The 11,466-nt window shown below is 76.0% G+C and carries 11 protein-coding genes; 5 read left to right on the top strand and 6 right to left on the bottom strand.

The features are described from left to right. A partial coding sequence (locus AB0G11_RS45955; RefSeq protein ID WP_357593380.1) for a helix-turn-helix transcriptional regulator occupies positions 1-1,337 on the top strand: 1,337 nt, incomplete at its 5' end. A gap of 14 nt (positions 1,338-1,351) precedes the next feature. Here AB0G11_RS45955 and AB0G11_RS45950 read toward each other — a convergent pair. Beyond that, the gene (locus tag AB0G11_RS45950; protein ID WP_357593378.1) at positions 1,352-2,287 is read right to left on the bottom strand and encodes an NAD(P)-dependent oxidoreductase; all 936 of its coding nucleotides are present in this window, start codon (positions 2,285-2,287) and stop codon (positions 1,352-1,354) included. Between the two features lie 73 nt (positions 2,288-2,360). Further along, positions 2,361-5,384, bottom strand: a complete 3,024-nt coding sequence (locus AB0G11_RS45945) for a BTAD domain-containing putative transcriptional regulator (protein ID WP_357593376.1) — start codon at positions 5,382-5,384, stop codon at positions 2,361-2,363. A gap of 95 nt (positions 5,385-5,479) precedes the next feature. Here AB0G11_RS45945 and AB0G11_RS45940 point away from each other — a divergent pair, with 95 nt between their 5' ends. Continuing rightward, positions 5,480-5,938 carry a DUF3592 domain-containing protein gene (locus AB0G11_RS45940; protein ID WP_357593374.1) on the top strand — a complete coding sequence of 153 codons (459 nt, stop codon included), beginning with the start codon at positions 5,480-5,482 and terminating at the stop codon, positions 5,936-5,938. On the opposite strand, the gene AB0G11_RS45935 is transcribed toward AB0G11_RS45940, so the two are convergent. Genes AB0G11_RS45935 through AB0G11_RS45925 form a run of 3 tightly spaced genes read right to left on the bottom strand, consistent with a single transcriptional unit; the run spans position 5,929 to position 8,509 of the window. Further along, positions 5,929-6,591, bottom strand: coding sequence for a response regulator transcription factor (locus AB0G11_RS45935; RefSeq protein WP_357593372.1), 663 nt, complete (start codon positions 6,589-6,591; stop codon positions 5,929-5,931). The genes AB0G11_RS45940 and AB0G11_RS45935 overlap by 10 nt on opposite strands. Then, the gene (locus tag AB0G11_RS45930; protein ID WP_357593371.1) at positions 6,588-7,712 is read right to left on the bottom strand and encodes a histidine kinase; all 1,125 of its coding nucleotides are present in this window, start codon (positions 7,710-7,712) and stop codon (positions 6,588-6,590) included. Before AB0G11_RS45930 ends, AB0G11_RS45935 begins: the two co-directional genes overlap by 4 nt. Continuing rightward, complete coding sequence (locus AB0G11_RS45925; RefSeq protein ID WP_357593369.1) at positions 7,709-8,509, bottom strand: hypothetical protein; 801 nt, start codon at positions 8,507-8,509, stop codon at positions 7,709-7,711. The genes AB0G11_RS45930 and AB0G11_RS45925 overlap by 4 nt, the downstream gene beginning before the upstream one ends. Between AB0G11_RS45925 and AB0G11_RS45920 the strand changes: the two genes are divergently transcribed. Both AB0G11_RS45920 and AB0G11_RS45915 read left to right on the top strand, forming a co-directional pair. Beyond that, complete coding sequence (locus AB0G11_RS45920; RefSeq protein ID WP_357593367.1) at positions 8,508-8,714, top strand: hypothetical protein; 207 nt, start codon at positions 8,508-8,510, stop codon at positions 8,712-8,714. The genes AB0G11_RS45925 and AB0G11_RS45920 overlap by 2 nt on opposite strands. Positions 8,715-8,892: 178 nt before the next feature. Beyond that, positions 8,893-9,456, top strand: a complete 564-nt coding sequence (locus AB0G11_RS45915) for an SPFH domain-containing protein (protein ID WP_357593365.1) — start codon at positions 8,893-8,895, stop codon at positions 9,454-9,456. Positions 9,457-9,469: 13 nt separating this feature from the next. Here the strand turns inward: AB0G11_RS45915 and AB0G11_RS45910 are convergent, their stop codons facing one another. Next, the gene (locus tag AB0G11_RS45910) at positions 9,470-10,447 is read right to left on the bottom strand and encodes an NADP-dependent oxidoreductase (protein WP_357593363.1); all 978 of its coding nucleotides are present in this window, start codon (positions 10,445-10,447) and stop codon (positions 9,470-9,472) included. A 57-nt stretch (positions 10,448-10,504) separates the two neighbouring features. Here AB0G11_RS45910 and AB0G11_RS45905 point away from each other — a divergent pair, with 57 nt between their 5' ends. Then, complete coding sequence (locus AB0G11_RS45905) at positions 10,505-11,458, top strand: metalloregulator ArsR/SmtB family transcription factor (RefSeq protein WP_357593361.1); 954 nt, start codon at positions 10,505-10,507, stop codon at positions 11,456-11,458. Positions 11,459-11,466: the final 8 nt, after the last annotated feature.

Below are 11,466 nucleotides of genomic sequence, written 5' to 3'. Positions count from 1 at the left end.
CGCCCGAGGCGGCCCGGGTGCGGGCCGCGCTCGAGCTGAACGCGGGCTCGGCCGCCGAAGCCGTCCGGGTGCTGCTCGGCGCGGACTTCGGCGAGCCCGCCATCGCCGTCGAGGCCGTGCACGCGGCCCTGTCCGCGGGTGACCCCGGCCTGGCCGCGCGCGTGTGCGAACGGGCGCTCGCCGCCCCTCCCGGCCCCCACGGCACGCTGACCGGCGTCGCCCTGCTCCTCACCGGCCAGGCCACGACGCCCCGCTGGGAGGACGCGGCCCGGGACGCGGGGGCGCTGTTCAGCGAGCGCTTCCTGGCCGCCCGCGCCGCGTACGCCGTCGACGACCATCGCCTGGCGGGCGAGCTCGCCGCGCTCCTGCTGGACCGCTGCCGCTCCCACGGGCTGCTCGGCTGGCAGGCGACGTGCCTGCACCTGCTCGCGGAGAGCCGGCTCGCGCTCGGCGCCCTGGACCTGGCCGGGCAGTCGGCGGCGGAGGGACTGCGCCACGCCGAGTACGCGGGGCTGGACCACCGGGCCTGCCACCTGCGCGCCACCCTCGCCACCGTCGCCGCCCTGGAAGGCGACGAGACCCGCTGCCGCGAGCTGGCCGGGGACGCCCTCGCGCACGCCACCGCCCACGACATCGGCTCCGCCGCCGCCCACGCCCGTCACGCGCTGGCCCTCCTGCACCTCGGCGCCGGCGACCCCGCCCCGGCGCTCGCCCACCTGGACCGCGTCCCGCCGGGGCCGCCGATGCTGACCGCCTTCCTGCTGCCCGGCCTGGTCGAGGCCGCCGCCCGCACCGGCACGCCCCGCCCCGACGCCGCGGCCGGCTACGAGCGGTGGGCGCGGCGGACCGGCAGCCCGGCCGCGCTCGCCCTCGCCGCCCGCTGCCGGGCCCTCACCAGCACCGGCGAGCAGGCCGAGGACCACTTCGGCGCGGCGCTCGGCCACCACGAGCCGGGCCTGGAACGCTCGCGCACGCACCTGCTGTACGGCGAGTGGCTGCGCCGGCGCCGCCGACGCACCGACGCCCGCCGCCACCTGCGCGCCGCGCTGGAGGGCTTCGACCGGGCCGGCGCCGCGCCGTGGGCCGCCCGCGCCCGCGCGGAGCTCCGGGGCACCGGCGAGGTGATCGACGAGACCGCCGCCACCGGCAGCCCGCTCGGCCGCCTCACCCCGCAGGAGCGGGAGGTCGTCCGGCTCGCCGCCGCCGGGGTGAGCAACCGGGAGATCGCGGCGCAGCTCTTCCTCAGCCCCCGCACGGTCGGCCACCACCTCTACCGAGCCTTCCCCAAGCTGGGCGTCACCTCACGCAGGCAGCTCGCCGACGCCCTCGGCCGCTGACCGCCTTGCCCCGGTCAGCCGGCCGGGGCCGTACGGGAGGTGAGGTCGCGCCGCACGCCGTCGCGGTAGCCCGGCAGGGCGGGCGTCCAGCCGAGCTCGGCCTTGGCCTTGGCGTTCGACACGCGCATCGACGTGTCGACCATCAGGGCGGCGAAGTACGGCGCGGCCAGGCGGATGACCCGGTCCGGCAGCGCGCGCGGCGGCCTGACGCCCGCCGCGCGCGCGTGCTCGCGGAACATCTCGCCCCAGGTGACGGGCGTGTCGTCGACGATGTTGTACGCCTGACCGGCCGCGCCCTTCTCCAGCGCAGCCACGGTGGCCGAGGCGGCGTCGGCGAGGTGGATCCACGCCATGATCCGCCCGCCGTCGCGCGGCACCGGCAGCCTGCCGGACCGCAGCGCCTCCACGAAGCTCCGCGACGCGGTCAGCCCGTAGAACGCGCCGTAGCGCAGGGCGACGCCGTCGATCCCGTCGGCCTCGAACGCCTGCCGCTCGGTGGCGCGCATGGCCGCCACGACCGGGTCGGTCCTCGCGCCGCGCGCCTGGCCGAACGGGTCCTCCTCCGTCAGCGGCCTGACGCCGTGGTCGAGGAAGCCGTAGCCGGGCACCATCGACTGGGTGACGAACCGGCGCGCGCCGACCGCGCGGGCGGCCTTCAGCAGGTGCGCGGTGCCGGTGGTGCGCAGCGTGTTGGTCATCGCCATGTCGGCGTAGCGGGCCGGGGTCTTGGCCAGCGCGGTCAGCTCGTGGATCAGCGCGTCGGCGCGCAGCCCGCCGACCGCGCGCAGCAGGCCGTCGCGGTCCAGCACGTCGGCCACCACCGTGGTGGCGCCGGGAACCCGCACCCCGGCGTTCCGGGTGAGGGCCAGCACCTCGTGGCCCGCCTCCACCAGCGCCGCCACCAGGGGGCGGCCGATCGCCCCCGTGGCCCCCGCGACCAGAACCTTCATGACAGCCTCCTCGTCATCGTCCGCGTACCGGCATCCAGACGGATCCAGCGGCAGCGAACGTGACATCGGCGCCTCACGGCCGGCCGTGCAGCTCCAGCTTCGTCGTGAGCTCGGCCGCCTCGGGCGAGGCGGCGCCGAGGACGGTGAGGGCGCGCCGCCAGGCGTCGGCGGCCTGGGGCAGGTCGCCGAGCTCGTGGTGCAGGTCGCCGAGGGCGCGCAGGGCGAGGCCCTGGCGGCGGGGCGCGGGAATGTCCCCCGCGATGGCGATGACCTCGGTCAGCGTGGCGATCGCCTCGCCGGAGCGGCCCTGCCTGCGCCGCAGGTCGGCCCAGGTGAACAGGACGCGGGCCTGGCTGACCCGGTCCTGGACGCCGTGGTAGATCTCCAGGGCGTGCCGCAGCCGGCGTTCGGCGTCGGCCAGGTCGTGCTGGGCGAGCCTGACCATGCCGAGCCCGAGCACGGCGTAGGCGATCCCGATGGGGAAGCCGAGCTCGTCGAGGCAGGCCCGCGCCCGGCTGAAGCAGTCCTCGGCGGCGGCGAGGTCGCCGCGTTCGAGCTCGATCTCGCCGAGGACGATCCGGGTGAACTCGCGGGAGCGGACGTCGCCGGTGCGGTCCGCGAGCCTGATCGCGCGCCGGATGTGGCGGGTGGCGAGGTCGTACCGGCCCTGGCTGAAGTGCAGGCGGCCGATGCCGCGGACGCGGGTGATCTCGGTGAACCGGTCGCCGGCGCGGGCCAGGCCGTCGCCCGCCTGCTCGTAGCAGGCGAGCGCGTCGGCGGCGCGGCCCCGCAGGCGGTGCAGCTCGGCCAGGGTGACCTGGGCCAGGGCGTGGCCGTACGGGTCGGCGGCCCTGTCGAACAGCGCCAGCGACTCCTCGATGACCTGCTCGCAGCGGGCCAGCTCGTTGCGGGCGAAGTGCAGGCGGGCCAGGCCGTAGAGGGCGACCGCCTGGCCCCGGACGTCGCCGGTCGCGCGGGTGCTGGCCAGGGCGGTCTCGTGCATCGCGTGCCATTCGTCGTAGAGGCCGCGGGTCTCCAGCGGGTGCATGGCCGCGGCGGCGAGTTCCCAGCACGCCGCGAGCGTGGCGCTCTGGCGGACGGCGGCGACGAGGGCCGCGCGTTCGGCCTCGATCCAGGCGAGCGGGTCGGGCAGGACGTGCCCGTCGGTGACCTGCGGGCCGGGCGACCAGAGCAGGTCGCCGCCGCGCGGGAGCTGGTAGTCGCCGCCGCACAGCTTGATGTGGGCCTGGCGGGTCAGCGCGAGCCAGCCGCTCACCGCCCGCCGCACCGCCGCGGTCCGCTCGGCCTCCGTCTCGGCGGCCTCGGCGCATTCGCGGGCGTACGCGCGCGTCAGGTCGTGGAAGCGGAACCGGGTCTGCCCGCTCCGGTCGCGGCCCGCGACGTCCAGCAGGCGGACGTCGACCAGCTCCTCGACCAGGTCCTCGGCCTCGGCCGGGGGCGCGTCGAGCAGGGCGGCGGCCGTCCACGCGGCGAAGTCCGGCGCCTCCAGCAGGCCGAGCAGGCGGAACAGCCGCTGCGCCGGCAGCGTCAGGCCCTGGTAGCCCACGGCGAGCGTGGCCCGCACCGCCTGGGAGCCGTGGGACAGGTGCCGCAGGCGATCGCGGGTGTCGCGCAGCCGGGCGACGAGCTGGTCCACGTTCCAGTGCGGGCGGGCGGCGAGCTTGGCCCCGGCGATCCGCACGGCGAGGGGCAGGCCGCCGCAGAGCTGGACGAGCCGGTCGGTGTCGCCCGCCGCCTCGGCCGCCCGTTCGGCGCCGATGACGGACCGCAGCAGCTCGCGCGCCTCGCCCGGCGGCATCAGCGGCAGCTCGATCCGGCGCGCGGCGGGCAGGCCGGTCAGGCGCCGCCTGCTGGTGACCAGCACCGCGCAGCCCGGGGTGCCGGGCAGCAGCGGGCGGAGCTGACCCTCGTCCGCGGCGTCGTCCAGCACCACGAGGAAGCGCCGGTCGGCCAGCTTCCCCCGGTACATCTCCGCCCGTTCCTCCAGGCTCGCCGGGATCGCGGCGCTGTCGACGCCGAGCGCGCGCAGGAACCGTCCCAGTGCCGTCTCCGGCGTGACCGGCGACTGGCCCGCGCCGTGCAGGTTCACGTACAGCTGGCCGTCCCGGAAGTCGCGCCGCAGGTGGTGGGCGGCGTGGACGGCGAGCGTCGTCTTGCCGGCGCCGCCCTGACCGGAGATCACGCACACAGGGACGGGCGACTCGGGGCCCGCCTGCGGGCGGGCCGGGCGCAGCGTCTCCAGGGCGGCCGCCAGCTCGTCGGCCCGGCCGACGAAGTCGGCGGCGTCCGGCGGGAGCTGGCACACGCCCCCGTCACGCGGCCCGGGGGGCGCGCCGGACGGCAGGTCGCCGCCCAGCACCCTGGCCTGGAGCTGCTGCAGGTCCTTGCCCGGCTCCACGCCGAGCTCGCCCACGAGCACGTCGCGGGCCTGCCGGAAGACGTCGAGCGCCATGTCGCGCTGTCCCGTGCGGGCCAGCGCCAGCATGAGCAGGTACCAGGCCCGTTCCTGGAGGGGATGCTCGGCCAGCAGGCGGCGCAGGTCGTTCATGACGTCCTGGGCGTGCCCGAGGCCGAGCTTGGTCTCGGCGTGGTCGAGGCGGGTCCGCGTGCGCCGCTCCTCCAGCTCGTCGAGGCGGGCGAGCACGCCGGCCGGCAGGCGGACGCCCTCGGCGGGCTGGCCGCGCCACAGCGCCAGCGCGCGCTCGTAGTGTCCGGCGGCGGCCTCCGGCGCGCCCTCGGCCGCGGCCGAGCGGGCGAGCCGGGTCTCGCGTTCGAAGACGAGCAGGTCGACCAGGCCGGCGTCGGCCTCCAGCAGGTAGCCGGTGCCCTTCGTGAGGATGCGGATCCCGGCCGGGAGCGCCTTGCGCAGCCGGGCGACGTAGGTCTGCAGGTTGGAGACGGCCGAGGTGGGCGGGCTGTCCCACAGGGCGGCGACGAGGCGGTCCCGGGACACGGTGGCGTTCGCGTCGAGCACGAGGACGGCGAGCAGGGCGCTCTGCTTGCCGCTCAGCTCGACGGTCCGCTGGGCCACCCGGAGGAAGACCGGACCCAGGACGCCACAGGCCAGTTCCGTCACGCACCACGCTCCCGCACTCGCGATGACCCCACCGTATTGTTGATCAACGGTTCGCGCAGTCGAAATCAGTTGTCCCTTTGCGCCACACTCGTCCCATGCGCATCGGACGGCCTCTCACCCTGCTCGGCGCGATCTTCGGCGTGGTCGGGCTGGTGCTGCTCGGCGTCGGCGTCGCGCTGGCCGTCTCCTCGGCGAGCTTCCTGTCCTCGGCCGGGCGGGCCGACGGGACCGTGGTCGACATGACGGAGCGGATCACCACCAAGCCTCGCAACTCCGACGGGCACCGGCGCCGGGAGTCGGTGTGGTACCCGACCGTGGAGTTCAGCGTCGGCGGCCGGACGTACACGTTCCGGGACTCCACCGGCAGCAACCCGCCGTCCTACGCGACGGGCGAGAGCGTGCCCGTCGCCTACGACCCGGGGGACCCGGCGGACGCGCGGATCGCCTCGTTCTCGTCGGGGTTCCTCGGCCCGCTGATCGTCGGCGGGCTGGGGCTGCTGTTCACCCCCGTGGGCGCGGTGCTGTTCGTCAGGGGGCGGCGGGGTCACGCGTGAGGGCCGGGCCCGCCGGTCCTGGCGTAGCCGTGCTCGTAGGCCCAGATGACCGCCTGGACGCGGTCGCGGAGCCCCAGTTTGGCCAGGATGCGGCCGACGTGGGTCTTGACCGTGCCCTCCGCCATGTAGAGGCGGCCGGCGATCTCGGCGTTCGTCTCGCCCGCCGCGATGCGCCGCAGGACCTCCCGCTCCCGCTCGGTGAGCTGGACGCCCGGGTCCGCGGGCCGAGGCAGCGCGGGGGCGACGTGGTCGAGCAGCCGCCGGGTGGTCGACGGGGCGATGACCGCGTCGCCCGCGTGGACGGTCCGCACCGCGGCCACCAGCTCGTCCGCCGGCGCGTCCTTCAGCAGGAACCCCGACGCGCCCGCCCGCAGCGCGGCGAACGCGTACTCGTCCAGGTCGAACGTGGTCAGCACGATGACCCTCGGGCCGCCCCCGGCCAGCAGGCGGCGGGTGGTCTCGACGCCGTCGAGGCGCGGCATCCGCACGTCCATCAGCACCACGTCGGCGCTGACGCGCGCCAGGCCCGCGAGGGCGTCGAGGCCGTCGCGCGCCTCGCCGACGACCGCCATGTCGTCCTGCGCGTCGATCACCATGGCCGTGCCGGTGCGCACCAGGTCCTGGTCGTCGACCACGAACACCCTGATCGTCATCGCGCGCCCTCCCGGTACGGCAGACGGACCCTCACCACGAATCCCCGCTCCCCCTCGGCCCGGGCGGACACGGTGCCGCCGACGGCCGCCATCCTCTCGCGCATCCCGGCCAGCCCGTGTCCCGGGGGCTTGCCCGGGGCGGGGGGTGGGCCGTCGTCGGTCACCGTCACCTCCAGCGCGCGGCGGGTCCACGACACGTCCACCGACGAGCGGGCCGCGCCGCCACCGTGCTTGAGCGTGTTGGTCAGCGCCTCCTGGACCACGCGGTAGAGCGCGAGCTCCGCCCCCGGGCCGATCGGCCTGGGCTCGCCGGAGGCGGTCATGGTGACGTCGAGCCCGGCCGCGCGCGTACGGTCGAGCAGGCCGGGAAGGTCGGCGAGGCCGGGCTGCGGCGTGAGCCCGGCCGGTTCGGCGCGCAGGACGCCGACGAGGCCGCGCATCTCGGTGAGCGCCTGCCGCCCGGTCTCCTCGACGGTGGCCAGCACCTCCGGGGCGCGGGCGGGCACCAGCCGGCCGCCCCTGGCCTGGGCGACGATCACGGCGAGGGCGTGCGCGACGACGTCGTGCATCTCGCGGGCGATCCTGGCCCGCTCCGCCAGCGTGGCCCGCTCGGCCGACATCGTGGCCTGCTCCTCCAGCAGCTCCACGTAGCGGAGCTGGCTCCTGCGGTGCAGGCCCAGGCCCCAGGCCGCGACGACGACGGCCAGCAGCAGGCCGAGCAGCATCCACGGGTCCGGGCCGAGCCGGGCGGCGGCCACGCTGGCGTCGGTGGCGAACCTGGCCGCCGCCAGCCCCGCCCCCGCCACGCCCACGACCAGCGGAGGGTACGGGCTGCCGTACGCGGTGCGCGAATACAGCGCGAGCGGGAAGAGCACGACCGTCGGCAGCACCATGAACAGGCCGGTCACCGCCGCCTGGACGGCCATCACCCCGGCGATCACCGCGAACGCCCACAGGTCCCGACGGAACGCGAACGCCACGTGCGCCACCAGGCAGGCCGCCACCAGGACGATCGCCCTCGGGCCGGGCACGGACAGCACGGCCACGACGGCGGACAGCAGGAAGACCGGCAGTCCGAGCACGAACGCGACGGTGACGTCGAACCTGCGGGCGGGGCTCATCCGCGCTGGAAGGCCAGCGTGGCCCCACCCACGGCGAGCCCGAACAGCAGCCAGCTTCCATAGACCACGGACACCATGATGACGGCCGAGGCGTCGCCGAGCGGCACCGGGCCGTCGGTCACCCCGAGGAGCTGCGCAAGCGTGCCGAAAACCGACATACTTCCCATCGTGGCCAGCATGGCGGCTCCCGTCCAGCCGCCGGCCAGCACCAGCCGGCGCGGCAGCCGCCGCCCCCACCCCTGCACCAGCGCCAGCGACCCGGCCGCGCCCATCACCAGCATGACCAGCTCACCGTACGGGAACCCCTCCGCGTACACCGCCGGGCGCAGGAACTCGCCGCCGAACGACCAGTAGAGCTTGGCGGTCGGGTAGACGAAGCCCAGCGCGAACGCCGTGTAGCCGAGCCAGGGCCCGCCCGGCACCCGGGTCCGCCGCAGGATCAGCGCGCCCACCAGCCCGGTCGCGGCCAGCGCGAGCGCCCGGCCCGCCATCCCCGGCCAGTCGACCGTCGCGAAGTCGCCCGCCGGGATGCCGGTGACCGCGAAGAACGCCCGGAACCCGTCCAGCACCACCCCGCCCGCCGACCAGAGCAGCAGCACCGCCGCCGCCCACCCGAGCGGCGCCAGCCGGGGGACCAGCGCGAACACCGCCCCCGCCAGCGCGGCCCCCGCCGTCACGAGATGGGGCGCGAAACCGGCCGTGTACGACGGCGCGGGCAGCCCCGCCGTCACCAGGGCCGTGATGAGAGTGAGCAGCGACACGACCGCCGCCGCGAGTTGAAGCCTGGAGATTCGCATGCCGTCGACGATCCCGCCCCGCCCCGGCCCCCGCGTCTCCACCAGGTCCCCCGAGCCCAAGACCCCAGAGGTATTGACAACCAGCCCGGATGCGGTGCGGCGGGTCAGGCTTCGCCGGTCCGGAGGACGGCGTCAAGCCGGCCCGTACCCGCACGAGCGGCTCGCCGAGGTCATCCTCACCACCCTGGCCGCCTGCCGCCGCTGACCGCGCGACCTGCGGTTCCCGTCTACATGGTGGCCCGGCCGGAGATGGGTGTCAGGCCCGATGGAGTTCCCGGCCGGGGACGGGCAGACTGTAGGGCCATGCGTGAGGGGCGGAAGGTCCCCCGGAGCGCCTGCTCACCCGCATGGCCGCGGCACGACCATGGAGGGAGAGGGCCCATATGGACGCACTCGACATCGCTGAGCCCGGGCTGTGGATCCTGCTGGGCCTGTCCCTTCTCGTGATCGCCGGGCGGTGCTTCCGGGTGGTGGGCGAGGACGAGCGGCTGGTGGTGCGCAGGTTCGGGCGGACGAGGGGGGTGCGCGGGCCGGGGCCGGTGGTCATGTGGCCGGTGCTGGACCGGGAGGTGCGGGTGCCGTTGCGGCTGGAGCCGCTCGAGCTGTCCTGCCCCGGCGCGGTGACCAGGGACGGGGTGACGGTTCAGGTCACGGCGGCCGCGCTGACGGCGGTGACCGATCCGGTACGGTTCGCGACGGCGGTCGAGAGTCCGGCGGCAGCCACGGCGATGGCGGTCGAGGGCGAGCTGCGGCGTCACATCGCCCAGCGGGACCTGGCCGAGCTGCCGGCGCTGGCGGCTTACGACCACGCCGCGCTGGCCGACCGGGTGAGTGAGACGAGCGGGCGGTGGGGGGTGGAGGTGGTGCTGCTCGACGTCACCGGCGTCCAGATCCCGCTCAGCGGCGGGCTGGCGCACTGGCTGGAGAGCCGGGCGGGCGCACGGTAGCGGCGAGTTCCCGCTACAGCTTGACGATCATCTTGCCCACGTTGCCGCCGCGGAGCATGGCGATGAAGGCGTCGGCCATGCCGTCGAGGCCCTCGGTGACCGTCTCCGCCGCGACGAGCCGCCCGGCCCGCAGGTGCGGGATCGCGAACTGCTCCAGCTCGGGCTGCAGGTGCCCGTAGTCGCGGACGAGGAAGCCCTCCAGGCGAAGCTGCTTGCCCACGACGTCGAACAGGTTGCGCGGCGCGGCGGGCGGGACCGGCGTGTTGTACTGGCCGACCGCGCCGCACCAGGCGATGCGCCCGTGCGGGAGCAGCGCGTCGATGGCCGCCTCCAGGTGGTCGCCGCCCACGTTGTCGACGTACACGTCGATCCCGTCCGGCGCGGCGGCGGCGAGCCGGCCGCCGAGGTCGCCCGCCCGATAGTCGATCGCGGCGTCGAAGCCCAGCTCGGAGGTCAGGTAGGCGGCCTTGGCCGCCGAGCCGGCGCTGCCGACGACCCGCCCGGCGCCGAGCAGCCTGGCGAACTGGCCGGCCGCGCTGCCCACTCCCCCGGCCGCCGCCGACACGAACACGGTCTCCCCCTCGCGCAGCCGGGCCACCCGGGTGAGCGCCACGTACGCCGACAGACCCGTCCCGCCCAGCACGCTCAGGTACGCGGTGACCGGCACGCCGGGCGCCCGGGGCAGGATCCGGACGTCCTCCGGCGCGACCACGGCGTGGCTGCGCCATCCCTGGCGGTGGAAGACCAGGTCACCGGGTGCGAGCCGGGGGTCGCGCGAGTCGGCGACCCGGCCGATGGAGCGGCCCTCCAGGGGGATGCCGAGGTCGTCGGTGTCCATCCGCTCCCGCATGTACGGGTCGACCGAGAGGTAGAGGTTCTCCACCAGCGCCTGTCCCGGGCCCGGCACCGGGTCGGGGATCTTGACATATGCGAAGTCTCCGGTGTCCGGCCACTCGTGGGGCCGGGCCACCTGATGCACGATGACAGCCATGGCCGAGGAGTCAACCGGGAGCCGCCCCACGCCGACACTGATTTAGGCTCTGGCTTAATGATTACCTACCGGCTGTCCGTCGACGACCTCGCGGACGTGCGTTTCGCCTGCTCGCCGCTGCTGGAGACCGTCACCAGCCTGTGGGCCCTGCGGCGGCCGGAGCGGCACGCGATCCACCTGCCCTGGATCCGGCGGGCACGCGCGGCGCTCGCCGGGGCGGCGTCCGCCGACGTCGCCGTGCTCGACGGCCTGCTCAGCCCCGGCCGCGACTGGCTGCCCGACTTCCTCACCCCGCGTCCCGCCGTACGCTCACCCGACATCGCCGGCGAGCTCGACCGCCTGCGCGGCACCCCGCCGGAGCGCGCCCTGGCCGACTTCCGCGCCGTCTACGGCACCCACCCGCTGCCCGGGACGACCGATCCGGCCGCCATCGCCGGCGTGCTGGGACGCTACTGGGACGCGGCCGTCGCCCCGCACTGGCCCCGGATGCGCGCCGTGCTGGAGGCCGACCTGCTGCACCGGGCGCGGCAGGCCGCCGCCGACGGCGCCGCCGCCGTGCTGCGCGGCCTCGACCACCGGGTGAGCTTCGCCGACGGCGCGTTGCGCGTGTACGGCGGCGCCTCGCTCAACTACGAGGCCGACGTGGCCGGGCGCGGCCTGTGGCTGGTGCCCACGCTGTTCGCGCCGCAGACCATCGCCCCCGTCGGGCCCGGCGAGCCGCCCACCGTGATCTACCGGTGCCGGGGCATCGGCACCCTGTGGGAGACGTCCCCGGCGCCCCCGCCGGAGGCGCTCGCCGAGCTGATCGGGCCCACGCGGGCGAGCCTGCTGGCGACCCTGGACGACCCGATGTCGACGTCGGAGCTCGCCCGGCGGCACGGCGTCACGCCCAGCGCCGTCTCCCAGCATCTCGCCGTGCTGCGGCGCAACGGGCTGCTGTCCCGCACGAGGGCGGGCCGTCAGGTGCTGTACGCGCGGACGGCGCTCGCCGACCAGCTGATGGCGCCCTGAGGACAGCC

The organism is Nonomuraea sp. NPDC023979 (genome assembly GCF_040639085.1).
GTDB lineage: Bacteria > Actinomycetota > Actinomycetes > Streptosporangiales > Streptosporangiaceae > Nonomuraea > Nonomuraea ceibae.
Note: the sequence above shows the minus strand (reverse complement) of the source record. Positions and strands in the feature narration are given on the sequence as shown.